Source organism: Synechococcus sp. A18-25c (genome assembly GCF_014280035.1).
GTDB lineage: Bacteria > Cyanobacteriota > Cyanobacteriia > PCC-6307 > Cyanobiaceae > Synechococcus_C.
In genome coordinates this window covers 1,912,268-1,934,365 of record NZ_CP047957.1, presented here as the reverse complement: position 1 = coordinate 1,934,365, position 22,098 = coordinate 1,912,268, and the positions used below count along the sequence as shown (strand labels likewise).

Annotated in this window: 26 protein-coding genes; 15 read left to right on the top strand and 11 right to left on the bottom strand. The window is 59.9% G+C overall.

The window, feature by feature from the left end:
- Positions 1–23: 23 nt before the first annotated feature.
- From SynA1825c_RS10690 to larB, 5 genes are read left to right on the top strand one after another with little or no spacing between them, the layout of a single operon-like run.
- A complete protein-coding gene (locus SynA1825c_RS10690; RefSeq protein WP_186469276.1) occupies positions 24–491 on the top strand; it encodes a phycobiliprotein lyase in 468 nt (155 codons plus the stop codon).
- A gap of 4 nt (positions 492–495) precedes the next feature.
- Positions 496–1,224 carry a tRNA (guanosine(37)-N1)-methyltransferase TrmD gene (trmD, locus tag SynA1825c_RS13705; protein ID WP_255476938.1) on the top strand — a complete coding sequence of 243 codons (729 nt, stop codon included), beginning with the start codon at positions 496–498 and terminating at the stop codon, positions 1,222–1,224.
- Between the two features lie 12 nt (positions 1,225–1,236).
- On the top strand, positions 1,237–1,722 hold the full coding sequence (gene ispF, locus SynA1825c_RS13700) for a 2-C-methyl-D-erythritol 2,4-cyclodiphosphate synthase (RefSeq protein ID WP_255476937.1): 486 nt from the start codon (positions 1,237–1,239) through the stop codon (positions 1,720–1,722).
- A complete protein-coding gene (locus SynA1825c_RS10680) occupies positions 1,719–2,159 on the top strand; it encodes a TIGR03792 family protein (RefSeq protein ID WP_186469275.1) in 441 nt (146 codons plus the stop codon). Before ispF ends, SynA1825c_RS10680 begins: the two co-directional genes overlap by 4 nt.
- Positions 2,156–2,848 carry a nickel pincer cofactor biosynthesis protein LarB gene (gene larB, locus SynA1825c_RS10675; protein ID WP_186469274.1) on the top strand — a complete coding sequence of 231 codons (693 nt, stop codon included), beginning with the start codon at positions 2,156–2,158 and terminating at the stop codon, positions 2,846–2,848. The genes SynA1825c_RS10680 and larB overlap by 4 nt, the downstream gene beginning before the upstream one ends.
- Here the strand turns inward: larB and SynA1825c_RS10670 are convergent.
- The 5 genes from SynA1825c_RS10670 to SynA1825c_RS10650 all read right to left on the bottom strand — a co-directional run bounded on the left by SynA1825c_RS10670 (position 2,842) and on the right by SynA1825c_RS10650 (position 5,697).
- Entirely contained in the window at positions 2,842–3,021 is a 180-nt protein-coding gene (locus SynA1825c_RS10670; protein WP_186469273.1) for a hypothetical protein, read from the bottom strand. The genes larB and SynA1825c_RS10670 overlap by 7 nt on opposite strands.
- Before the next feature lie 98 nt (positions 3,022–3,119).
- A complete protein-coding gene (locus SynA1825c_RS10665) occupies positions 3,120–3,290 on the bottom strand; it encodes a hypothetical protein (protein ID WP_186471248.1) in 171 nt (56 codons plus the stop codon).
- A gap of 94 nt (positions 3,291–3,384) precedes the next feature.
- Positions 3,385–4,347, bottom strand: coding sequence for a DUF1517 domain-containing protein (locus SynA1825c_RS10660; RefSeq protein WP_255478365.1), 963 nt, complete (start codon positions 4,345–4,347; stop codon positions 3,385–3,387).
- A gap of 25 nt (positions 4,348–4,372) precedes the next feature.
- A complete protein-coding gene (gene thiS, locus SynA1825c_RS10655; RefSeq protein WP_186469271.1) occupies positions 4,373–4,579 on the bottom strand; it encodes a sulfur carrier protein ThiS in 207 nt (68 codons plus the stop codon).
- A gap of 56 nt (positions 4,580–4,635) precedes the next feature.
- Entirely contained in the window at positions 4,636–5,697 is a 1,062-nt protein-coding gene (locus tag SynA1825c_RS10650; protein ID WP_186469270.1) for a thiamine phosphate synthase, read from the bottom strand.
- 20 nt (positions 5,698–5,717) lie between these two features.
- Here SynA1825c_RS10650 and SynA1825c_RS13695 point away from each other — a divergent pair, with 20 nt between their 5' ends.
- The gene (locus SynA1825c_RS13695) at positions 5,718–5,852 is read left to right on the top strand and encodes a hypothetical protein (RefSeq protein WP_255478503.1); all 135 of its coding nucleotides are present in this window, start codon (positions 5,718–5,720) and stop codon (positions 5,850–5,852) included.
- Here SynA1825c_RS13695 and SynA1825c_RS10645 read toward each other — a convergent pair.
- Positions 5,834–6,760, bottom strand: a complete 927-nt coding sequence (locus tag SynA1825c_RS10645; RefSeq protein WP_186471175.1) for a bifunctional riboflavin kinase/FAD synthetase — start codon at positions 6,758–6,760, stop codon at positions 5,834–5,836. The two genes, SynA1825c_RS13695 and SynA1825c_RS10645, sit on opposite strands and share 19 nt — an antisense overlap.
- A gap of 59 nt (positions 6,761–6,819) precedes the next feature.
- Between SynA1825c_RS10645 and SynA1825c_RS10640 the strand changes: the two genes are divergently transcribed.
- Complete coding sequence (locus SynA1825c_RS10640; protein ID WP_186469269.1) at positions 6,820–7,380, top strand: DUF3611 family protein; 561 nt, start codon at positions 6,820–6,822, stop codon at positions 7,378–7,380.
- On the opposite strand, the gene surE is transcribed toward SynA1825c_RS10640, so the two are convergent.
- Complete coding sequence (gene surE / locus SynA1825c_RS10635; RefSeq protein ID WP_186469268.1) at positions 7,365–8,174, bottom strand: 5'/3'-nucleotidase SurE; 810 nt, start codon at positions 8,172–8,174, stop codon at positions 7,365–7,367. The genes SynA1825c_RS10640 and surE overlap by 16 nt on opposite strands.
- 74 nt (positions 8,175–8,248) lie before the next feature.
- Between surE and pheS the strand changes: the two genes are divergently transcribed.
- Together pheS and SynA1825c_RS10625 are read left to right on the top strand one after the other, a co-directional pair.
- A complete protein-coding gene (gene pheS / locus SynA1825c_RS10630) occupies positions 8,249–9,256 on the top strand; it encodes a phenylalanine--tRNA ligase subunit alpha (RefSeq protein WP_186469267.1) in 1,008 nt (335 codons plus the stop codon).
- 139 nt (positions 9,257–9,395) lie between these two features.
- Positions 9,396–9,974: a ferric reductase-like transmembrane domain-containing protein gene (locus tag SynA1825c_RS10625; RefSeq protein ID WP_370523157.1), complete on the top strand. Its 579-nt coding sequence runs from the start codon at positions 9,396–9,398 to the stop codon at positions 9,972–9,974.
- Between the two features lie 8 nt (positions 9,975–9,982).
- On the opposite strand, the gene SynA1825c_RS10620 is transcribed toward SynA1825c_RS10625, so the two are convergent.
- Positions 9,983–11,995 (bottom strand): hypothetical protein, encoded by a 2,013-nt coding sequence (locus SynA1825c_RS10620; RefSeq protein ID WP_186469265.1) that lies wholly within the window; start codon positions 11,993–11,995, stop codon positions 9,983–9,985.
- 262 nt (positions 11,996–12,257) lie between these two features.
- Between SynA1825c_RS10620 and SynA1825c_RS10615 the strand changes: the two genes are divergently transcribed.
- Genes SynA1825c_RS10615 through SynA1825c_RS10605 form a run of 3 tightly spaced genes read left to right on the top strand, consistent with a single transcriptional unit; the run spans position 12,258 to position 14,337 of the window.
- Positions 12,258–13,166 (top strand): NAD(+) kinase, encoded by a 909-nt coding sequence (locus SynA1825c_RS10615; RefSeq protein ID WP_186469264.1) that lies wholly within the window; start codon positions 12,258–12,260, stop codon positions 13,164–13,166.
- On the top strand, positions 13,163–13,882 hold the full coding sequence (locus SynA1825c_RS10610; RefSeq protein WP_186469263.1) for a response regulator transcription factor: 720 nt from the start codon (positions 13,163–13,165) through the stop codon (positions 13,880–13,882). The genes SynA1825c_RS10615 and SynA1825c_RS10610 overlap by 4 nt, the downstream gene beginning before the upstream one ends.
- Positions 13,882–14,337, top strand: coding sequence for a DUF192 domain-containing protein (locus SynA1825c_RS10605; RefSeq protein ID WP_186469262.1), 456 nt, complete (start codon positions 13,882–13,884; stop codon positions 14,335–14,337). The genes SynA1825c_RS10610 and SynA1825c_RS10605 overlap by 1 nt, the downstream gene beginning before the upstream one ends.
- A gap of 44 nt (positions 14,338–14,381) precedes the next feature.
- On the opposite strand, the gene SynA1825c_RS13690 is transcribed toward SynA1825c_RS10605, so the two are convergent.
- Entirely contained in the window at positions 14,382–14,504 is a 123-nt protein-coding gene (locus tag SynA1825c_RS13690) for a hypothetical protein (RefSeq protein ID WP_255476935.1), read from the bottom strand.
- Positions 14,505–14,507: 3 nt separating this feature from the next.
- The gene (gene cbiE / locus SynA1825c_RS10600; protein ID WP_186469261.1) at positions 14,508–15,788 is read right to left on the bottom strand and encodes a precorrin-6y C5,15-methyltransferase (decarboxylating) subunit CbiE; all 1,281 of its coding nucleotides are present in this window, start codon (positions 15,786–15,788) and stop codon (positions 14,508–14,510) included.
- Positions 15,789–16,545: 757 nt separating this feature from the next.
- On the opposite strand from cbiE, the gene SynA1825c_RS10595 reads away from it, so the two are divergent.
- The gene (locus SynA1825c_RS10595; RefSeq protein ID WP_186469260.1) at positions 16,546–18,108 is read left to right on the top strand and encodes a DUF1254 domain-containing protein; all 1,563 of its coding nucleotides are present in this window, start codon (positions 16,546–16,548) and stop codon (positions 18,106–18,108) included.
- A 37-nt stretch (positions 18,109–18,145) separates the two neighbouring features.
- The gene (locus SynA1825c_RS10590; protein WP_186469259.1) at positions 18,146–19,699 is read left to right on the top strand and encodes a DUF1254 domain-containing protein; all 1,554 of its coding nucleotides are present in this window, start codon (positions 18,146–18,148) and stop codon (positions 19,697–19,699) included.
- Between the two features lie 100 nt (positions 19,700–19,799).
- On the opposite strand, the gene SynA1825c_RS10585 is transcribed toward SynA1825c_RS10590, so the two are convergent.
- Complete coding sequence (locus SynA1825c_RS10585) at positions 19,800–20,819, bottom strand: hypothetical protein (protein WP_186469258.1); 1,020 nt, start codon at positions 20,817–20,819, stop codon at positions 19,800–19,802.
- Between the two features lie 147 nt (positions 20,820–20,966).
- Here SynA1825c_RS10585 and SynA1825c_RS10580 point away from each other — a divergent pair, with 147 nt between their 5' ends.
- Positions 20,967–22,013 (top strand): neuromedin U, encoded by a 1,047-nt coding sequence (locus SynA1825c_RS10580; RefSeq protein ID WP_186469257.1) that lies wholly within the window; start codon positions 20,967–20,969, stop codon positions 22,011–22,013.
- Positions 22,014–22,098: the final 85 nt, after the last annotated feature.

Here is a 22,098-nt window from a genome sequence, read left to right as displayed (position 1 = left end):
CCGTGTCCTGCGAGGATGGGTCCATGGATGAAACCGCTTTCCCTCCAGCCGATCTCAAGGCTTTTCTGCAGCTGTGCGAAGGCCGTTGGATGAGCCTGCGCAGTCGCTTTGATTTCAAGGGGTCCGACGACGACTGGCATGCCAGTGATCGCGGCGAGGTAACGGTGACCTTCCGTGATCAGGACGGTGCTTCGGTGCTGGCGGTGCAGCCGGCTGAAGGACCGAGCAGTGCGCTGCAGTTCACCCCGGACGGTGCTCTGGCCGTGACGTCTGGAGAGGGGTCTCGCGACGGCCGCTGGCAGTTCCGGCCCGATGCCAGTGTCGAGCTGGAGCTTGGCGATGGCCAGGCAGAGGCGAAGGTGCTGGAGCGCATCTGGTTCATCAAGCCGAACCTGCGGTTGCGCAGCACCACAGCACTGGCCGCCGATGGCACACCGCTGCAGGCGCGCTTCTGCTCCGAGATCCGGCGTGTCTCAGCACCCCAGGCCTGATCTGGTGAGCGCGTATCGCCTGGATGTGGTGAGCCTCGCTCCGCAGGCGTTCGCTCCCTTGCAGGAGCTGGGGGTGATCGGTCGGGCCTTTGCCGCCAGTCGCGCCGAGCTTTATCTGCACAATCCCCGCGATCACGCCACCGATCGCTACCGCAAGGTCGACGATGAGCCCTACGGCGGTGGCGCCGGCATGGTGCTCAAGCCCGAACCGGTGTTTGCCGCCTTCGAATCGATTCCCGTGCATCCGAAGCGGCGTGTGTTGCTGATGACGCCTCAGGGCCGACCGCTGCGCCAGTCCGACCTGCAGCGCTGGGCAGCGAACCATGACCAGTTGGTCCTGCTATGCGGCCACTACGAAGGCTTCGACGAACGCATCCGTTCTCTGGCGGATGAAGAGGTGTCGCTAGGGGATTTCGTGCTCACCGGTGGTGAGCTGCCAGCGATGACGATCATCAACGGTGTGGTGCGTCTGCTGCCGGGCACGGTCGGCACCGCGGCATCGCTGGTGGAGGAAAGCCACAGCGATTGGCTGCTGGAGCATCCTCACTACACGCGCCCGGCTGAGTTCCGGGGGATGACCGTGCCGGATGTGCTGCGCAGTGGCGACCATGGCGCCATCGCCCGCTGGCGCCAGCAGCAACGGGAGCAGCGCACGGCTGAACGCCGACCGGATTTGCTGGAGCGCTGGAAGCAACGCACCGATGCCGAGAATGACCCCGGAGCCACGACCTGAACGAGCGCGCGCATGAATCTCCGCATTGGCAATGGCTATGACATCCACCGCCTCGTTCAGGGGCGTCCGCTGATCCTGGGTGGTCAGTGCCTGTCGCATCCCGACGGTCTTGGTCTGGACGGCCACAGTGATGCCGATGTGCTCGTGCATGCCGTCATGGATGCCTTACTGGGAGCGCTGTCCCTAGGAGATATCGGCAAATACTTCCCCCCGACTGATCCCCAGTGGAAAGGGGCCGACAGTTTGGTGCTGCTGAAGCAGGTGATGGCTCTTGTGAAAGACCGTGGCTGGGAGGTGGTGAATGTGGATAGCGTCGTAATCGCAGAACGCCCCAAACTCAAGCCCCACATCGAGGCCATGCGTACCGCCATCGCTGAGAGCATGGGACTCGCGCCCGATCAGGTGGGGGTCAAAGCCACCACCAACGAGACCCTGGGACCTGAAGGACGGGAGGAGGGCATCTCCTGCCACGCTGTGGTTCTGCTGAGCAAGCCATGACGCGTCTGCGCAGAGGTCTCTCTACGGTGGTTGGGTGCTGCCTGGCGGTGTTGGTTCTGCTTTCAGGTCTTGGCGATCGTCGCGCTGAAGCGTTGTCCAGTCCGGATGGTCATGTTGATGTTGCTGTGATCGAGCATCTGCGCATTCAGGTTCCGCGTCAGGACCGTCAGGCCTGGCTGGACGCCGAGCGCGGCAGCTGGGAACCCTGGCTTGCGCAACAGCCAGGGTTCCTAGGTCGGGATCTGCTTTGGGATCCCAACAGCGAGGAAGGCACCTTGCTGATCCGTTGGAGCAGCCGGGATGCCTGGAAAGCGATCCCCGTTGAGGAGGTGGAAGCGGTTCAGCAGCGCTTTGAAAGCCTGGCCCGTGAGGCCACCGGTCAATCCGAGGGCAATCCGTTCCCTTTGGTGTTTGAAGGCGAGTTGCTGCCGGCGTGAGTGCACTTGAGGCGCGATTGGACCTGCAACGCCGCCGGCGGCTCGGCATGGTGGAGGCCGTCTGGGGTGAGCACAAAACTGCCGCTCAGATTGCGACCATCCTCAAGACCATGCACCACGCTGGTGAACTGGCGTTTGTGACGCGTGTGGATCCCGTGAAGGCTGCGGACGTGCAGGCCCGCTGCCCCGAGGTTCAGGTGCATGCGGCTGCCTCTTGCCTCACCCTGGGCAAGCTGCCGCCAGGCGATGGCAAGCCGTTGGTGGCGGTGCTCAGTGGCGGCACCAGTGATCGCCGCGTGGCGGAGGAGGCTGCGCTGGCGTTGCGAGTGCATGGCGTCACCAGCGTGCCCTTCCTCGATGTGGGCGTGGCGGGTTTGCATCGCTTGCTGGCGGTGTTGCCCGATCTCGAAGCGGTGCCGGTGCTGATCGCCTGCGCAGGCATGGAGGGTGCCCTGCCCACGGTGCTTGCCGGCTTGGTGCCGCAGCCTGTGATTGGTGTGCCGGTGTCGGTGGGCTATGGCGTCAGCGCTGGTGGTCGTGCCGCTCTCGACGGGATGCTGGCCAGCTGCGCTCCAGGCCTGAGTGTGGTCAATATCGACAATGGCTATGGCGCTGCCATGGCCGCATTGCGCATCCTCCTGGGCCGTGGGTTACAAGGCAGTGGCGATGAGGCGAGTCGCGCTCAGTGAGCAGGAGGGTGAGCCTGGCCCGGCATCATCGCTTGGCTCGGCTGGGTGGGATCCAGCTCCAGCGTTGCTTCCACCCACAGGCGCATGGACCTGGGAAGGGTGTTCTGCTCATAGCGCTGCAGGGCTTCCATCAGCACCGTTGAATTCACCCAGTGCGGAGATCGAGCGGCCATGCAATCCGTGCGATCTCTGCAGGATGGGGGAGCGCCACGAAGGCAGCAAGGGGGGACGGTCGAGGTTCCGGATCAGAGTGTCGGGTCAGTTCTCCGGATCAGCTGCTGACACTGCATTTGGCACCTAGCCGTGACAGCTCATCGCTGTGAATCGGCGGCTCCACGGTCTGAAGGATGCGCAGCAAATCAAATAGATCACGACGGTCGAGTTCCCCGTTGGACTGCCACTGCATCACACGGGGATCAGGGGGTGAAGCCGCGGCAATCACAATCAATCTGTCGAAACGGATTCAACGTATCGACAGATTGCAGTCGTGAATGCAAAGAAATTCCTTGGAATCCGAAGGCTTTCTGAAGGGAGATTCAAAGGTGTTGAAGGTTTGGATAGGCCGTGACGAGTTCTTCGGCGCTGAGCACATCTCCTGAGCCATCGGGTTGCCAGATCACTTCCAGAGCCATGAGGTCACTGGAGGCGGTTGAGCCGAGGATGCGCAGTGATTCCCGCAGTTGTTCGCTGGTGTCGGCTTTTTTCAGGTTCACCGCCTGACGGCTGGCCACCAGCACGGTCACCACGATGAATTCGTTGGTGGCATCGGCATCGCCGCGACTGCTCAGTGTCGCTGCGGATGAGCGAACACCACCAACATTGGTTGTGAGTTCTTCGCGCAACTTGCTGCGCTCGGTCATCGACAGACGGTTGAAGGTGGATTCCGCTGCATTGAACGGAACGCTGCCTGATTCCACATTGGCGTAAACCCAGAGGTCGGGTTGCCGCAGTAAGGCCAAGGTGGTGTCCTGCAGGACCCGTTGCAGTCCAGAGGAGCTGCTGGTGTCAGCACTGGCCGCCAGCTGTCGCAGGTCGGTTTGCAAATCCTTGGCACTGGCCAGAAGGCCCATCTGGAGCTGCAGCAGCGAGACCGGACCACCGGAGATTTCGCGTGGATTGTCATAGCCACCGACGGCGACGCGGCTCCCGGATCCTGCACCCCGCGCCGCATTCACCAGAACCCCCACGATGCCCATCAGCAACAAGAAGGGCAGCAGGCCGCCGCCACCGAGGCCAAAGATCGGAATGATGAAAGGGAAACCGAAGCCGCCGCCGCCGTAACCGCGGCTGTAGCCACCGCCCATGCCACCACTTCCGTAGCCGCCGCTTCGCGGCATCGAGGGAGCGCGGAAGCTGCCACCTCCGATGCGGCCACCCCGTGCTGCTTCGCTGGGCTGTGGCATCAGCACCAGCAGTCCAATCAGGAGCACAGGCACCATCAGGCCCGAAAGCCAACGGCGCAGCAGACGACGGGTCGAGCGGTTCGGCGAATCGGCCAAAACAGCGGGAAGAGCTTTAAAGACTCTAGGAACCCCCGCCCACGATGGTGACGATCTCGAGGCTGTCACCATCCTTTACAGCCTGCTGCGCCCAGAGATCCGGCGTGAGGATCAACCCGTTGAATTCCACCACCACCAACTTGGGGTGATGGCCGAGGGCTTCGATCACTTGGTTGAGGCGTGTCAGGCCTGCATCGAGATTGCGCTGTTCACCATTCACCTTGAGCTGCATGGGTCGGACCTGAGGGATGGAGCAGGAAAAGGGGTATGCAGCCGTGAAGGGCCAGCTCAGGCGAGCTGGTGGAGCAGCTGCTGGCTGGCCTCTACAGGGTCATCAGCCGCCATGATCGCGCTCACTACGGCAACGCGGGAGGCGCCGGCCGCACGAACTTCGGCAATCGTGCTGGCGTCAATGCCACCGATGGCGAACCAGGGCACCGTGGCGGCCGCATGGGCATTGCGCACCCAATCGAGTCCTGCAGGGGTCCGGCCGGCTTTGGTGCGGGTGGCAAACACAGGCCCAACTCCGACGTAGTCAGCACCGTCGTCTTGGGCCTTCATCAGATGCTCAAGCCGGTGGGTGCTGCGACCAATCAGCTTGTCGCTACCCAGCAGCTCACGCGCTTCTGCATGGGGCAGGTCGTCTTGGCCGAGATGCACGCCATCGGCATTCACCAGGAGTGCAAGATCGATGCGGTCGTTGACGATGAACAGGGCTTGGTGACGGCGGCACAACTCAGCGAGTTGCCTGGCCTCCTGAAGTCGCAACCGATCGTCGCCCTGCTTTCTCCGGTATTGCACCAGGGTGATGCCAGCGTTCAAAGCCGCCTCCACCCGCTTCAGCATCGCGCTGCTGTTGCCATCAAAACCTGGGTCGGTGATCAAGCAGAGCTTGGCCCCCTCTAACTGCTGACGCCGACGGTTGTAAGCGCAGGCCTCAAGGATGCGCACTTCAAGGTCATAGAGGGCGTAACGCACCGTGGCTGCTGTGGCGGCCAGGGGGGCGTCAGTGGTGCGGGCAAACTCCTCGATCACCCGTAGGGCTTCCTGCACACGACTGGCATTGGCCTTCACCACCTGGCTGCTGTCCGTGCGTGTCTGCTGCGCTGGGTGGCTGAGGCCAGCAGCGGTGTCGGTGGCGGTGGAGCGTGCCTGCCGATACAAATCCGCATGTAGCAATCCGAGCTGCTGGCGCCAATCTTTCAGGGGCACCACAAGGTCCTCGCGGTCCAGCCCGAAGCGGCACCAGTCCTCGATCACCCGCAGTCCCTCACGGGCCCTGTCCAGGTTGGCGTCGATCAGCCTTGCAACACGTGGCTCAGTGCTGGGGGCGACAGGCATCGGTTCCATGGCACTCTGGGCAGAATCTCATGCCTGGGGCGGCGATGGAGAACGGTGGATCTGAAAGCACGATGCACGTGCTGGTCTGGGGAATCATCCTGCTTGGCAGCATCGGCGTCTTCATCGTTTGGGGGTTGTCCAACGCTTACCCCGCCGTTTCCTGAAGTCGCTCTCGTGCCTGCTGGGCATCGCGACTGATCTGCGCACTGAGTTCCTCCAGGCCAGAGAAGCGGCACTGGCCCCGCAGCCGTTCCACGGGCTCCACCCTGAGGGTGCGCCCCTCTAGGTCCCGCCTTGTGTCGAGCAGATGCACCTCCACGGCGGAGGGCGAGTCGGGGTCGACGGTGGGTTGCGGTCCGAGGTTCATTACGGCGGGCAATGCAGCGTTTTCACCATCCACCCAGGCCCAGGCCGCGTACACCCCCAGTCCCGGTAAAAACTTGCGCCCATCCACCTGAAGATTGGCGGTGGGCCAGCCGAGCTGATGGCCAAGGCCTCGGCCCTGAACGACGGTTCCCTGAAATTGATAGGCCCGCTGGAGCAGCTCGCGCGCAGTGATCAGGTCACCCTCGCTGAGGGCCTGGCGAATCCGGCTGCTGCTCATACGGCCACCTGGATCCTCCAGGATCGGCACGACGGTTACACGCACGCCGGCGGCTTCCGCCAGCGCCTTCAATGTTTCGGCTCCGCCTTCGCGACCGCGGCCAAAGCGGAAGTTGGCCCCCACAGCGATGTGACGTGCCTGCAGAGTTCCGATCAGCATCTCCTCCACGAAGCGGCTGGCACTCAGCTGCGCCAGCTCCCGGTTGAAGGGCACCAGCACCAGTTGCTGGATGCCCAGGGGGGCCAGAAGATTCAGTTTTTCCTCAGGCAGGTCGAGGCGCAGTCTTGGCTCCCCATGCAGCACCTCTCGGGGGTGAGGCCAGAAGCTCACCACGGTGGGGATGCCGCCGGCCGGCTCGCGGCACACGGCATCGATCACCCGCCGGTGTCCGGCATGCAGGCCATCGAAGCTGCCCAGAGCAAGGGCGGTGGGCGTGCAGGCCTGCTGTGGCGAGCAGAGAGGGATCAACGGGCCGTGCACGGTGCGGTGGTTGATGGCAAGTTTGGACGACAGACCTCCACGCCCGCATGGCTGATCGGCTCGACTTCCAGTTGCTGGCCCTCGGCCTGCGCCGCACCGCTTGGATCCGCTTCTGGATTCAGACCGCCCTCGGCGTGGTGGTGGTCGGGGTGCTGATGTTCAACAACATCGGCGGCAGCCTCTCCCGCAATGCCGATCGGGCTGTGGGCCTGAGCCCTGGCCTGTCGCTCACCACCCTGTCGTTTTTGGTGCTGCTGTTCAGCCTCTGGCAGGGATGGCTGATCGTGCGCCTAGGTCGCGCACTCGACAGTGGGGCGCGTCCCAGCCGGGGCGAAGCCAGTCGGTTGATCAAGCGCGGAATCTTGGCCGATCTGCTCGGCTTGGTGTTCGCGGCAGTGGGGTATCAGTCGCTCGCGGGTGCCTTGTTTGTTCAAGCGTCCCAGCAGACCCCCGGCATTGCCATTGGTGGCCAGGGAGTGGCTGAAAACCTGGCAATCACCTCGCTGGAGATGCTTTCGGTGTTGAGCAACACCCAGGTGTTGTTCGCGCACCTGATCGGCTTGTTGTTCTCGCTGTGGTTGCTGCAGCGGATTTACCGCACTCGCTGACCTCCTAATTCCAGTTGCGGAAGGCTGCCCAGGGAGCCGCGCCAGAACAGCTCTGGCTGGATGGGGGTGAGTGACGGGGCGTTCGCTTCGATCTGAGCCACATCCGTGGGCCAATCACGGGGGCCGTCGCCGCCTGATTCCAGATCTTCCACCACTTCACCGGCGAGCCAGTAATACGTGCGTCCCTGGGGGTCTTTGCGTGGGCTGAACTGTTCGTCGTAACGACGGATCGACAGACGGGTCCAGCGCATCGGTCCCATGGTCTCCGCCCTGCAGGGCGGCAGGTTGAGATTGAGCAGGAGGTTCTCTGGCCAGCCTTCCCGGAGTGCTGATTCGGCGGCGTCAACAGCAATCTGTGCGGCCCCCTCGAAATCGCGCCACTTGAAGCAGGCGCTGCTCACAGCCATGGCGGGCCGCTGCTCGAGCGTACCCTCCATGGCAGCAGCCACGGTGCCGGAACAGAACACGTCGGTGCCGAGATTGGGACCGTGGTTGATGCCCGAAAGCACCAGGTCTGGTGGTGCATCCAAAAGTTCGAACAGTGCCAACTTCACACAATCAGCTGGTGTGCCGCTGCAGGCCCAGGCGGTGATGCCGTTGCCAAACAACTGGTCAGCGCGCTCGGCTCGGATCGGTTGCTGCAGGGTGAGCCCGTGGCCAGTGGCGGAGCGCTCCTTGTCAGGACAGACCACTGTCACTTGGTGGCCACGGCCGGCGGCGGCTAAGGCCAGGGCTTTGATGCCGTCGGCAAACACGCCGTCGTCATTGCTGATCAGGATCCTCAGCGGGGCCATCGGGGTTGCAAGAGCCTGTGGGGCGAACCTAGTCGTGACCACTGCTTACAGTCAGCTGCCGTCTTCCCAAAGCTGTGAGCGCCACCATCACCCTGCAGCAGCTCACCGATCAGCTCGATGCGCTGGAAGCTGAGGCCGCCGAAGCCATTGCAGCAGCTGCGGATGCCGAGGCGCTTGAGCAGTTGCGTGTCGGCTTGCTCGGCAAGAAGGGCCGGCTCTCCGGTGTGCTTGGTGCGATGGGCAAGTTGCCTGGCAATGAACGGCCTTTGGTAGGGCAGCGGGCGAACGTGCTCAAGACCCAAGTGCAGTCATTGCTGGGTGATCGTTTGCAGGCGGTGAAACAGGCCGCCATGGAGGCGCGCATCGCTGCCGAAACTCTGGATGTCACAGCGACCGCCCAGGGAACACCGATGGGGCACCGTCACCCCCTGATCTCCACCACAGAGGAGATCGTTGATCTGTTCTGCGGACTGGGATATCAGGTGGAGGAAGGCCCAGAGGTGGAAACCGACCATCACAATTTCACCGCGCTGAACATTCCACCGGACCATCCGGCCCGGGACATGCAGGACACCTTTTATCTGAAAGACAACCTGCTGCTGCGCACCCACACCTCACCGGTGCAGATCCGCCATCTTGAGAACAACGCACCACCGGTAAGGATCGTGGCTCCCGGCCGCGTGTATCGCCGTGATGCGGTGGATGCCACCCATTCCCCTGTGTTTCACCAGGTGGAGGTGCTCGCGATCGATGAGGGTTTGGATTTCAGCCACCTGCGCGGCACGGTGATGGCCTTTCTCAAGGCCTTCTTCGGTGATCTGCCGGTGCGGTTCCGTGCCAGCTATTTCCCCTTCACCGAGCCTTCCGCAGAGGTGGATGTGCAATGGCGTGGCCGCTGGCTGGAAGTGATGGGCTGTGGCATGGTCGATCCTGCTGTGCTGGAGGGTCTGGGTCTGGATCCCGAGCGTTACAGCGGTTTTGCGGCCGGCCTGGGTGTGGAGCGGTTCTGCATGGTGCGCCATGGCATTGATGACATCCGCCGGCTTTACACCAGTGATTTGCGCTTTCTTGAGCAGTTTTAAGCGGCGTTCATCGTTCGTTTCGATCTCATTCATGCGTCTCAGGTTCGCTGTTGACATTCATTGGCATTACTGAGCGATTCACCTAGGAATGACCTTTGTGTGAATCTCAATGGCACGTCTTGGATGGCGGCTGACGGCCTTGGCCACCCTCGTCATCGGAGCCGGGCTTGGTTTGCATTTCGGTGTTTCTGGTTGGACGGCAACCTCAGTGAAGGCAGGAATTGATGCCACTGGCCGAAGTTCCCTGGCACTGTTTTCGATGGCTTTTGTGGCTTCGAGTGTGCATCGCCTCTGGCCATCGACTGCCAGTCGATGGATGCTTCAAAACCGGCGTTGGATTGGATTGAGTTTCGCGTCGTCCCATGCGATTCATCTGGCGTTGATCGTGACAATGTCGTTTGACTTCCCTGATCCCTTTCTCAGTGAGCAGTCGGCTGGCAAGTGGCTGCTAGGAGGGGTCGGCTATTTCTTTGTTGCCCTGATGGCACTGACGTCATCCAATGCCGCCCAGCGGTGGATGGGGATGAAGCACTGGAAGCGACTGCACGTCATCGGCTCCTATTGGCTCTGGGCTCAATTTTTTCTCACCTATGTGAGCCACATCAAGCAGGGCCCCACTGATTTTTATGCTCCCTTCCTTGGATTCACCGTGCTTCTCCTGGTGATCCGCTGGATTGGTCACCTCAGGCCCAACAGACCGTTGAGCCCTGTTGGCTAATCAATCCTTTAAAAATTGGGCCTGCGTACAGGCCCGATCAGGGGGTTTTGAACCGGTCCAGCGACGCCATAGGTCACAACGAATCCTTGACCCCCTCCAAATGTGGAGGTGCGGCCTGTGTAGGTGGGGTTGATGACAACATCACCATCAAACCAGTTGTTGGCACTCCAAAGGTTTCCAGCATCATCAATGATCACATCGGTGGTGATTTGAATGACACCACTCTGGTAGTTGTGAATCACATCGCCAGTGGTTTTTCCTTCAGGGCAATTGGCGGGATTGATGCCGCAGATGTGAATCAAGCTTTGACCATACAAATTACCGACCCAGACATTGTCGTTGCCGTCAATTGTCACTCCCCAGGGAACATACGCGGTGCCCTTGGCGATGTTTTGCTTCACTACTGTTAGATCGGGTGCAATCAAACCAACCATCCCAGCCTGAGTGAGGTTGGGGTTGTAGAGATAGAACTCAGCTCCCGCCTCAAACTCTTGCATGATGGTTTTGGGTTGTGGTGCGTTGGCGGGGATATTGGGTGGCATTTTTCCGCCTGGAGGAAGTGCTCCTTGAGGTGAATTGGATTGTTGGGCAATCCAAACGTGCCCTGTTGAGTCAATGGCCACACCACGCGCCCCAAGGTTCACTTCGATTGTTTTGGCCTGATCAGGAGCGTCCCCTGGAAACACGGTGAGTTTGTTGTTGTAACTGCTGCTCACCCAGACTCTGTTCCGAGCGTCAACGGCGACACCGAAGGGGGCTTGCAGTCCATCAATGATGTGGCGCTTCCCTTGGGTGTAATCACCACCGGGGAACTGAATCATGTGGTTACCCGTGTTGTCGGCGATCCAAACGTCGCCATTGCGCGCCGTGGCGACGCCTTGAAGTTGACCCACTTCCCCGTCAATGGTGGCTGGTCCGAGGGCGTTGCCGTTTTTGAGATCAAACACCCCGACCCTGTTGTTGAACGCACCAACCCAGGCGTATTTGTCTGAGACTCCAGTCCCCCAGCCCACACCGTTGATGCCTTGGCCGTTGTAGCCGCTAATGGCGGGTGAGAGGGGAGTGCCACCGGGGCCGAAGTGGGTCATGCCGCCGCCGATGTTGTTCACCACGCCGGATTGAGAGCCTGGCATCCAGTTGGTTCCACTCCACATGCTTCCTTTTCCGTCAAACATCAACTTCCCGAGGGCTAAAGCGCCGCCACCGTCGAAAACCAGGGAAAGGGAAAAGCTTTTGGGTTGAAACAGCAGATAGGGAGCCGTAGCTGTTGTGCGCAGCTGCGTGGCTTGGTTGATCGGGTAGGAGCTTTGGAACAGCTCATAGAGCGCGCTGGTGTTCTTCCAGGGTTGACGGGCAATGGATGTCATTGCCGAGAGCGTGTTCTCTGAATTCGTCAGTGCTAGCAGCTGATAGCACCCTTGCGATTGCTGCGGTTGCCCGCACAAAGCAACCAGATCTGAGAGCACATTCATCCGAGCCGCGGTTTCGGAATTCAGCAGGTTGGTGCTTTTCAGCAACGTTGCACCAAAGCGACCTGTGCTCTGATCCACCAGGTTCTCAACTTGGCTCGAACCGATCGTTAAAGCGCTTTGGCTCCCCTCCAACGCTGTGCCTTTAAGCAACTGCGCATTGGGCCAAACGGATCCAACGGTGGTGAGCTCGTTGATGGCCACCTGCTGATTCTCATCTCCTCCGAGCACCGTGAGCATGGTGAGCTGGTCGGCGCTGGATCCGCCGATCTCGCCCCCCTGGGCCACGAGATAGTGGACGACCCCTGGCGTGGCTCGAACCTTGACACTGAACGCACCGCTTTTGGTCGAGCGATGGGTGCTCAGTTGTTTGGGGGATTGGCCGGCCTGGGTTTGCCAGAGGGTGATGGATGAGCCGCTCACCGGCTGACCTTTCAGGGAGATCTGCCCTTTCAATGTTGAATGCCCTAGGGCTTCGACAGATCCTGTTGCTGCCCCGACAGCCAATGCACTCAGGGCGAGGGCGCGTCCAAGGGTTTTAAGGGCTTGCATGGAGGTCGCTGCTTCGAGGACGGTGCTTTTTCTTTCATAGACATGAAATGACGAGTTGGTCGACACTTCGATCGAAATCACGGGCGGATGGGCGCACCATGGGACGAGGCTCGCTGTCGACACTTCGGCGGAGGTGCGCCCTCAGTGGGCGCCTCTTGCGTCACTGCTGCGTTCCTGCTGGCGCTGAATCACAAATCCTTAGTCTGTGGTCGAGAGACGAAGTGTTCTCATAAACTGATCGGGCTGTTGCTGGCTGCGATCGGTGCCCCGGGTAGGACTGATCGTCAATGATGGCAAGCCATTGGCTGTCGAAACAGCCACTGCGATTCAGTCGCAACTTGAGCGTGGTGGCCATGAAGTGGTGCGCGCCAGTAGCTCGGGTGGGATGGTCGGCTTTGCCAATCCCGATCAGCACCTGCGCATGCTTGGTTATGCAGCTTGCGTGCCCGAGGGATTTGATCAGTCGATGGTGCTGGCGATCGTGCTGGGGGGCGATGGCACGGTGCTGTCGGCTGCGCGTCAGACGGCGCCGGTTGGTGTGCCGATTCTCACGATCAACACCGGTCATCTCGGCTTTCTTGCCGAGGCCTACCTCGATGACCTGGACCGGGCGCTGAAGCAGGTGCTCACCCAGCAGTGGACGATTGAAGAGCGCGCCAATCTGGTGGTGAGTGTGATGCGAGGGGATCAGCGTCGCTGGGAGGCGTTATCACTGAATGAGATGGCCCTGCATCGGGAACCGCTCACCAGCATGTGCCATTTCGAGATCGCGATCGGACGCCATGCGCCGGTGGATATCTCTGCCGATGGTGTGATCCTGTCGACGCCCACCGGCTCGACCGCCTATGCCCTCAGCGCCGGCGGTCCGGTGATCACGCCGGATTGCCCGGTGCTGCAGCTCACGCCGATCGCCCCCCATTCGCTGGCTTCACGGGCCCTGGTGTTCAGTGACGCTGAGCCGGTCACCGTGTTTCCGGCCACGCCCGAGCGTCTGATGATGGTGGTGGATGGCAGCGCAGGTTGTTATGTGTGGCCGGAAGACCGAGTGCTGATCCGTCGCAGTGACCATCCCGTGCGTTTCGTGCGGCTCACCGATCACGAGTTCTTTCAGGTGTTGCGCAACAAGTTGGGCTGGGGGCTTCCCCACGTGGCCAAGCCGGATCGCCCATGACGCGCATCGATGCCAACGCGATTGCTCACACCGGCGGGGATTTGGTGCTGTTGGTGGGCGGCCAGGCGGTGGCCTTGGCGGACCGCTTGAAGGCCTCCGGTTACCAACCGCTCGACTGGGGCAGTGGCGCCGCCAGTGGAGTGTCCGCGGAAGGCCCATCCCATCCGGTCGCGGCGATTCTTGCCGATGATCAAGCGGACAGGGTCAGCGATCTGCGGCGCCGGTTCGGGGCGTTGCCGATCCTGATTGGCGTGCGGGACGACAGCGTGGCAGCTCGGGAGCACGTGTTCGCCTGCGGGGCGGATGACTTCTGGTTCCCCTCAGTTGGACCCAGTGATCTGCTCCAGCGCTTGCGCCTGCATCTGGCGATTCAGGCTCAGAGTCAGCAGCGGCGCCCCATGATGCAGATCGGCAACCTGAGTGTCGATCTGGCGTCCCGACAGGTGCGTCGGGGCAGTCGTCCGGTTGCTTTGACGGCGCGTGAATACTCCCTGCTGCTGCTGTTGTTGGAGCAACGCGGCACGGTAGTTAGTCGCGATCGGATTCTGCGCGAGGTCTGGAATGACGAGCAGGGATCCTCCAGCAATGTGATCGAGGTGTATGTGCGCTATCTGCGCCAGAAACTGGAGGAATCCGGAGAAGCCCGCCTGATTCATACCATCCGTGGCCGCGGCTACTGCCTCAGTGATGGGTTCCCCAAGCTGGAACCGCGCTGATGGACCTGCCGCCTCAGACCCTGCCACCGCAGACTCTGCCGATCGAAGCGCAGTGGTGTCTGGATCAACGCCCGTCGCTGTGCATTGCCCTGGAAGTGGCCGACACGGCTTGGGAGCAGCAGCTGGGAATGATGCAACGGCCGGCTCTGCCACCCCTGCGTGGCATGTGGTTTCCGGTGAAGCCCTCCCAGCCACTGCGCTTTTGGATGCACAACACCCTTGCTCCGCTCGACATGGTGTTTGTGCGCGACGGCAAGGTGCTGGACATCGCTGCACAGGTGCCGGTCTGTCCTGGACTCCCATGCCCGTCGTATTGGGCGGATGCCGACCAGAACGCCCGTGCAGACTTCGTTGACGGTGTGATCGAAATCGGCGCCGGTGAGGCGGCACGGCTGGGTATTCGCGTGGGTGATGCTGTTCAAATCGCACCTTTTGGCACGTCGTTAACGCAATAACGTGTTTTAGGCGTCACGTCGGCGTGCTTTCTGTGGTTGTATGGCTAGCCGAAGAAGCCTTTGGACTGCAGAAACAGGCCGACGGCGAGCAGCGGGCCAAAACCCGCGATCAGCAGGGTGATCTTCATGCGCATCGGCGAGACCTGCTTGTCTTTCTGAAGCGGCATGGATTAGCGGTGCGTGATCGTCGATTCTGGAGGGCCGTGCCGGAGCTTGCGGCCCTGCAGCACCAGAACCGGGTTCATCGGCGACAACCGCGTCCCTTCTGCCAGAGGCATCCCGCGCCAACTCTGATGTTGGTGCATGCGCACGCTCCAGCCGGCTTCGCTCAGCAGTGGCCGCAGTTCCCCCACGGCTTCCAGGGTGGCCATGGGAATTACCACCACTCCGCCAGGCCTCATGCGCGCGATCACCGCCTGCAACAGCGCTTGGCGTTGACGGCCGCCGCCGCCCAGCAGCACCCGATCGGGATCGGGCAGCTGCTCCAAAACGGAGAGCGCATCGCCTTCGATCACCGCCGCCGGCTCCACTCCCAGGCGCCGGGCATTGGCGTGGATCAGTCTGCCGCCGCCGCTGCGACGCTCCACCGCCATGAGTTGCAGCTGCGGTTGCAGACGCAGGGCTTCCAGCCCAACGCTGCCGGTGCCGGCCCCCAGGTCCCACAGCACACCCGTGGGAGGCAAGTCGAGCTCGGCCAGCAGCTGGATGCGCACCTCCCGCTTGGTCATCAGGCCGGGACGGTCGTCGTGCTGGAGGTAAATGCCGTCTTCGATGCCGAAGAGGGGTAGCTGATCTGGGATTGGGTCTGCCGCGGGCTCTGCCAGCAGCACCACCAGGTGTAGGGGGTTGAGATCGCTGGGGATCGCATCGGTGGGAGCCAGTTGTTGCACCCGTTCATCCCCATGGCCGAGGGCCTCGCAGAGCCAAAGGGCGTAGCTGGCCTCCAGGCCGCTGGTGTGCAAAATGCTGCGCACGTCGGCCACACCACCGCGGCTGGGATCGGTGAGCACCGCTAAGGCGTTGGGGCGTTGCTGCAGCCGGCGCGCCAAGGGTGCTGGGTCGCGTCCGTGCAGGCTGATCCACTCAGCGTTCTGCCAGGGCCGGCCCAGGCGTGCGAAGGCCAGCTGCAGTGAACTCGGCCCTGGATGAAAGCGCAGGTTGTCGCGCCCCAAGCGTTCGATCAGGATCCTGCCAATCCCGAACCAGAGCGGATCACCACTCGCCAGCACCACAGCCTGTTGACCCGGCTCCAGCTTCAGCAAGATGTCGCTGAGAGCAATCGGATCGTCGCTAGCCATCCAGCGCAGGTTGGGGGGGCATCCCGGCCACTGCTGCAACGCCGGCAGCACCCGCTTCGGTGCAGCCACTAGCTGGGCCTGCTGCACCAAACGCTGAGCCGCAGGCGGGAGCGTGCCTGGGGCGCCAGCGTCGGTGCCGATCACATCGATCATCAAGCCATTGTGCTGGGCTGACGACCCAGGCCCTGGTTTTATTCCAGGCCTGTGCTGCATTGGCTAATCCCAGTGGTGGGAAGTGTCGATAATCGCCCCCACGGAGGCCTGACGGTAGAGGTCGTTGTGGCTAAGACGTCGGCAAACTTTGTTTCAGCCATGACTGCGCCACGTCGTCCGTTGCGTCATGTCTCTGCTGTGTTGGCGTCGCTGTGGCGTGTGGCGGTTTGGTCGGTCACCGTCTGAGACAAGAAAGGTTTTGCTGTAAGCAAGAACGACAACCTCGACAGCACCTTCGCCAAAACCAACCCTGATGGTGATGTGGTGATCAGCCTGGGCGGAAATTGCAGTGAAGACACCACAATTGAGATTGAACAGGGTTGAAATGCCACGCTGCGGATCGACACCCTGACACCCAATGATCTTGACGGTTCATGGGGCTGGCCCGAGCTTCAGATCAGGTCGGACTTGAACTCCGATACTTGGAAAGCCTGGAATCACACCCGGGCTTTTGCATGGACCTGAAGGAAGGATGCCTTCTGGCTGACAGGTGCTGAGGCCTTGTCATGCAAGTTGCCAGAAAGACCTATCGAATCTCCGGATCATTGTTTTTATGCCGACGTAAAGAAGCTTTCGTTCCGTTATTGAATGCCTTTTGTATGCTTGCTCCCAATCGGGCAGTTTTTGATTGATTTTGTTGTTCATTTCTTGCCTTGTGGCTAGAAAAAGAATGAACAGAATTGTCGATGACTTGGGTATGTCAGGTGTTTCCCGCCAATGGCGCAGGCGTTCCTCAGCCTTGCTCCTGTCTGCATTGGCATTGGCCACTGTTGGTGCATCCAGCCATGGCGTGAAGGCGCAGGTGCCTGAGGGCTACACCACGCCGATCCCTGAAGAGCTGTTTACGCCTGACCAGGTGAACACCAGCGTGGGCACCTTCCGTTTTTTCGATGGCATGCCCGATGCTGCCACGGTTGACACTAGTTTTGACAATCTCAAGTTCATCCGTGCTTATGAAACCTTTCTCACATTGATGCCTGCTGCCAGCATTGAAATGCTTCGTGCAGGCCATGCTGAGATGGGGGTGGATGCCTACAACAAAGTGATGTTGATGGCGCCGCTTACGTCAAATCCGCTTTTTTTAACTGGCAACACTGACACGGTGTATGGCTCCGCCTTTTTCAATTTGAAGGAGACAGGGCCGATGGTGATCGAAATCCCAGCAGGTTTAGGCCCTGGCACCATCAACGATGCTTTTTTCCGTTTCGTTGCGGATACCGGTGCACCGGGTCCAGACCGGGGCAAGGGTGGCAACTATTTGATTCTGGGCCCGGATGATGCGGAGCCGGCGAATACCGATGGCTACTTTGTGTTTCGCTCTCCCAGTTACTCCAACTGGTTGATTTTGAGAGCTTTCCTTGATGATGAGGGGAAGCCTGACAAGGCTGTTTCGAACTATCAAGAGGGCCTCAGGCTCTACCCTCTCTCGCGCAAAGACAACCCTCCGGAAATGATCTTTATCCAGGGGGGAGAGGCGATTTTTAATACAGTGCATGCCAATAATTTCCATTTCTATGAAGAGCTTGATGTGGTGATTCAGAGAGAGCCGATCAGCCTGCTCGATCCTGAATTAAGGGGTTTAGCTTCCGCGATTGGTCTGGAAAAAGGAAAGCCATTTGCACCCAGTGCGCAGGATCGCGCTGTGCTGGAGGAGGCAGTGCAGGTTGGTGTTGCGTATGTGCGTGCTGATATGGGCAAGCCACGCAATCCCGATGTCTATTTTTATGAGGGGAAGCAATGGTTTACGCCATTTGGTGGTGGGAGCCATGAATGGCTGATTGATGGCGGTAAGGGTGGTCGGAATCTCGATGCTCGCAACAATTTCTTTTGGGGCTACACCGTTAATACGCCGGCCATGGTGTTGAAGATGGTGGGCGTTGGTTCTCAATACGGGGTAGTGGCCACGGATGCCACGGGTGCCTATCTCGATGGCAGCAAGACCTACAAATTCACGGTTGATGCTGACGTCCCCGCCAAGGATTTCTGGTCGATGGTGGTCTATGACCCTCAGACCCGTTCTGAGCTACAGACCGATCAGCCGCTTCCGAGTAAGAACAGCATGCGCAACCAAGACATGGTCGTGAATGCAGACGGCACCATTGATTTGTATTTCGGCCCAACAGCGCCAGAAGGCAAGGAATCGAACTGGATTCAGACTGTTCCTGGTAAGGGTTGGTTCGCTGTTTTCCGGCTTTATGGCCCTCTGCAGCCGTGGTTCGATAAGACCTGGCAGCTCAATGATATTCAGCCTCTCGGTTGAGATTTAAATCGATCGATTTCACTTTCCAACCTCAACCATGACTCGTTTCAAGCACCTCCCTTCCACTGTCCTTTCCGCCTTGTTTTTGGCATGCAGTGGTTCTGCGCTCCAAGCTGCTGATGTCGTGCCCAAGGGCTACAACACACCAATCCCTGTGGATGTGTTGACGCCGGATTCGGTGACCACCCGAATCGGCACGTTCAATTATTTCGATGGTTTCCCGGACGATGAAACCATGCGCAAGGCCCGCCGTCAGGTGGACTTGGGCCGCGGTGTGCAGACCTTTCTGAACTTCATGCCTGCAGCTTCGCTTGAGATGCTGCATGTGGGCCATCGTGATGGCTATGGCCTTCAGACGAACCGTGATATCGGTGTGTTTGAAGATCTCATGAGTTCAGACTCTCTTTGGCTTACAGGCAACACCGACACGGTGTACGCCTCCGCCTTCATTGACCTAAGCGACGGCCCGATGGTGGTTGAAGTGCCCGCCGGAACGGGCCCGGGCACGGTGAATGATGCCTTTTTCCGCTTCGTGATCGACATGGGCGGTCCCGGTCCAGACAAGGGCCGTGGCGGCAAGTATCTGATCCTTGGGCCTGGTCAGTCGGCTCCTGCTGATGCCGATGATTATTACGTGGCTAACACGCCGAGTCTGATCAACTGGGTGATTCTGCGTGGTTTCTTGGATGCTGAAGGCAGCACGGAGACGGCCAAAAATGCATTTCAGAATGATCTGAAGATCTATCCGTATGCCCAGCGGATGAATCCCGCCCCCAACACGTTCAAGAACCTCACCGGTTTGAATGTGAACACCATTCATGCCAACGACTTCAAGTTTTACGAGGAGCTGGATGATGTGATTCAGCGTGAACCGTCAGAGGTGTTCTCACCTGAATTGCTGGGGATGGCCTCGGCCATTGGCATTCAGAAAGGCAAGCCTTTTGCTCCATCGCCTGCGCAGAAGGCCTTGCTCACCGAAGCAGTTGCCATTGGCAACGCCACCGCACGTTCGATCCTGTTTGCTCCCCAGGACCCCAAGGCCTATATCTATCCGGACAAGGCTGGTTACTGGCAGACCGGATTCCCTGGGGGGAGTCACGAATATCTCGTGAATGGTGGCAATGGTGGACGCGATATGGATGGACGCACGCTGTTCTTCTATCTCGCCACGGTGAATACCCCGGCAATGGCTCTGGAACTTCCGGGCGTCGGTTCGCAATACGCCTTCGTTTCCAGAGACAGCAGCGGTGCCTATCTCGACGGCGGCAACAGCTACAAACTCACCATCCCCGCGAATCCTCCGGCTGAACGGTTTTGGTCGTTTGTGGTTTACGACCCACAAACTCGCTCGATGCTGCAGAGCGAGGCAATGCCCTACCCCAGCAAGAACAACAAGCGCAACACCGACATGGTCGAGAACGCCGATGGCAGCGTCACGCTCTATTTTGGACCGGAAGCGCCGGATGGCTTGGAGACCAATTGGGTGAAAACAGTCCCTGGCAAGGGTTGGTTTGGCATCTTCCGTCTGTATGGCCCAGGCCAGGAGTGGTTTGACCGCACCTGGACGTTGGGAGCGATTGAACAAATTTGAGCGTTGCAGGCATGGCTCTTCACAGACGCTATGCCCAGGGCTGGCGCGGTTTCATAAAGGAGCCATTCCCAGAGACTCCCGAATGGATGAGACGGTGGAATTAGTCAAACAGCCAGCGCAGGCCTAGGTTCACGCCGCTTTGATCCACGCTGTAAGCGTTGCCACCTCCTCCGGCGTAATCAAGACCGAAATATTTGTAGGAGAGGGAGACTTGAGCTGAGTTCCCCAGGGCATAGGCAATGCCTGCCTGGGCGGTTCCGCTCAAATCTTGCTCTCCGCTCAGTCCAAATCCACCTACATCAAGGTAAGCAAAGGCTTGCCAGTCTTCACTAATGGCGTAGGTGCCAAACACACCGATCAGGGGTTGAACCCAGGTGTTGCCGTAGCTTTCGTCTGAAGATTTCTGCAGCTCACGGGTGTACTCCTTGCTGACGCGTCGTCCTTCAACAGTGAGTGAGGCTTCGCTGTCCAGTGTCCAGCTGGTGTGGATGTTGGCATCGATGATGCGGGCTCCGACCAGGCCAAAGAAGCTGCTGCTGCCTTTCTCCATGCGTGGTTTCTGGATGGCTCCCCCCCGGTAGCGGAAGGCGAGATCGACGACCGTTTGGTTGGCGTCGACGTCAAGATCCAGATCACCCTTGACACGCAGGGTGCGCTCGCGCAGAAAGCCAGGGACGCCGAGCTGATTCCGCAAAGGGTTGTTGGTTTCCGTGTAGAAGGATGCCGATTGGCTGTCGGACAGGCTGCCGTGATACACACCGGCCATGAAGCCAAAGCGGCCATATTCCACCTGTGCTTTGAGGGTGAGTGCCTCATCGAGGGTGTCGATCACATCGGAGAGAGACAGCGCCGCCTTGGATTGGTTGCCGTTGATTTCTGTGGTCGAGTAGGTGGTGGGCACTAAAAAGGCATAGAGATCGAGATACACCCGCCAGGAATCGTCTTCGTCTTCTGTTGGTGCCACCTCAGGCGCAAGGTCTTCGGCTTGGCTGAGCACCAGCGGAGTCGTGAAGACTGCGGCACTCGTCTCGCCAGCAGTGAGGGTTTCGAGGGGCTTGGCAGAAACCCCCAAACTCAAGGTGCTCAGGGATGCCAGAAGAGCCAGAGACAGCGCTCGCATCGCACTCATCAATCCATTGCGCGAACCGTAGGGGCGGCAGGGAATCTCTGCTTTTCAAGCTGGTCCCGACCGTACGGAATTGTTGCGGCAAGCATTGGTCCCTGGTAAATCAACCTTTAGACAACGCCCATTGCTGAAGCTTGATTGATGCTGTTCCGTCTGCGCATGACTCGCAACGTCTCCTGGCTTTTCGGTCTTGCTGCCCTGTTGGTTCCCACCTCAGTCGCAGCGCAGGGCCAACCCCAAACTCTGGTCGCCAACCCGGCTGATTTTGATTTCACTCCCCTGGAGCTTGCTGAGCTAAAGCTGGCTCAGGCCCCGGATGTTGAGCAGCCTTCAGGCACAGGCAATCCACCCGTCGCCGCTGCCCCTGACGAATCCCCTGCGCAGGAGAACGATTCTCTGGCGCAGGCGGCCCAGAATCCGATAGCCAGCCTGATCAGTGTTCCGATTCAGTGGAATTCGACGCCTAACACCCAATGGGCACCGAACGTCACGCTTCCGTCGCCGAATCCAAACGATCCACCAATCTCCACCAACTTCAAGGCGAATCAAACCCAGAACGTGGTGAACGTTCAGCCGGTGGTCCCCTTCAAGGTGAATGATGGCCTCACCTTAGTAACGCGCACGATCGTTCCCTTCATCTCCCAGCCTTGGGCACGTGGAACCTCGATTCAGGCGATTGGTGATATCAATCCCTCGGTGTTCTTCGTGCCCACTTTGAAGGGCAATTTCACCGTGGGTGTTGGCCCCACCCTGGTGATGCCAACCGCAACCGATAGCCGCCTAAGTTCCCAACGTTGGAGTGCCGGCCCCGCCGGTGTTCTGGTTTACACCAAGGGCCCGATCGTGGCGGGAGGTCTGATTAACAACATCTGGTCGTTTGCCGGTGAAGGCAAGCGTGATGTCAACAAGATGTTGATTCAGCCATTCCTCAACTACAACCTGCCCAAGGGTTGGTATCTCACCAGTTCCCCGATCATTACGGCGGACTGGACCTCAGAAGACAGCAAGGGCTGGACGGTTCCGATTGGCCTCGGTGTGGGTCGTGTGTTCAAGTTGGGGACGCAGCCCGTTAATGCGTCTCTTAGTGCCTATTACAACGCTGTGAAACCTGAAGTGCTGGGTCAGACGCTCATCGGCGATTGGACTTTCCGCGCACAGGTTCAGTTCCTGTTCCCCACGGGCAGCTGATGCTGCTTCGCTGATTGCATTAACTCGCTGTTTGATGGCGTTCAACCCTTGAACCGGTCAATGCGGTCGACGTTTTTCGATCATC

Coding starts and splice junctions, on each gene's coding strand:
- SynA1825c_RS13690 (WP_255476935.1), bottom strand. CDS start 14,504: ATGCCGCTTCAGAAAGACAAGCAGGTCTCGCCGATGCGCATGAAGATC.
- SynA1825c_RS10590 (WP_186469259.1), top strand. CDS start 18,146: ATGACTCGTTTCAAGCACCTCCCTTCCACTGTCCTTTCCGCCTTGTTT.
- SynA1825c_RS10595 (WP_186469260.1), top strand. CDS start 16,546: ATGTCAGGTGTTTCCCGCCAATGGCGCAGGCGTTCCTCAGCCTTGCTC.
- SynA1825c_RS10605 (WP_186469262.1), top strand. CDS start 13,882: ATGGACCTGCCGCCTCAGACCCTGCCACCGCAGACTCTGCCGATCGAA.
- SynA1825c_RS10580 (WP_186469257.1), top strand. CDS start 20,967: ATGCTGTTCCGTCTGCGCATGACTCGCAACGTCTCCTGGCTTTTCGGT.
- SynA1825c_RS10670 (WP_186469273.1), bottom strand. CDS start 3,021: ATGGCCGCTCGATCTCCGCACTGGGTGAATTCAACGGTGCTGATGGAA.
- SynA1825c_RS10585 (WP_186469258.1), bottom strand. CDS start 20,819: ATGCGAGCGCTGTCTCTGGCTCTTCTGGCATCCCTGAGCACCTTGAGT.
- SynA1825c_RS10640 (WP_186469269.1), top strand. CDS start 6,820: ATGGCTGATCGGCTCGACTTCCAGTTGCTGGCCCTCGGCCTGCGCCGC.
- SynA1825c_RS10650 (WP_186469270.1), bottom strand. CDS start 5,697: ATGGAACCGATGCCTGTCGCCCCCAGCACTGAGCCACGTGTTGCAAGG.
- SynA1825c_RS10610 (WP_186469263.1), top strand. CDS start 13,163: ATGACGCGCATCGATGCCAACGCGATTGCTCACACCGGCGGGGATTTG.
- SynA1825c_RS10690 (WP_186469276.1), top strand. CDS start 24: ATGGATGAAACCGCTTTCCCTCCAGCCGATCTCAAGGCTTTTCTGCAG.
- surE (WP_186469268.1), bottom strand. CDS start 8,174: ATGGCCCCGCTGAGGATCCTGATCAGCAATGACGACGGCGTGTTTGCC.
- thiS (WP_186469271.1), bottom strand. CDS start 4,579: ATGCAGCTCAAGGTGAATGGTGAACAGCGCAATCTCGATGCAGGCCTG.
- SynA1825c_RS10680 (WP_186469275.1), top strand. CDS start 1,719: ATGACGCGTCTGCGCAGAGGTCTCTCTACGGTGGTTGGGTGCTGCCTG.
- cbiE (WP_186469261.1), bottom strand. CDS start 15,788: ATGATCGATGTGATCGGCACCGACGCTGGCGCCCCAGGCACGCTCCCG.
- SynA1825c_RS13695 (WP_255478503.1), top strand. CDS start 5,718: ATGCCTGGGGCGGCGATGGAGAACGGTGGATCTGAAAGCACGATGCAC.
- SynA1825c_RS10620 (WP_186469265.1), bottom strand. CDS start 11,995: ATGCAAGCCCTTAAAACCCTTGGACGCGCCCTCGCCCTGAGTGCATTG.
- ispF (WP_255476937.1), top strand. CDS start 1,237: ATGAATCTCCGCATTGGCAATGGCTATGACATCCACCGCCTCGTTCAG.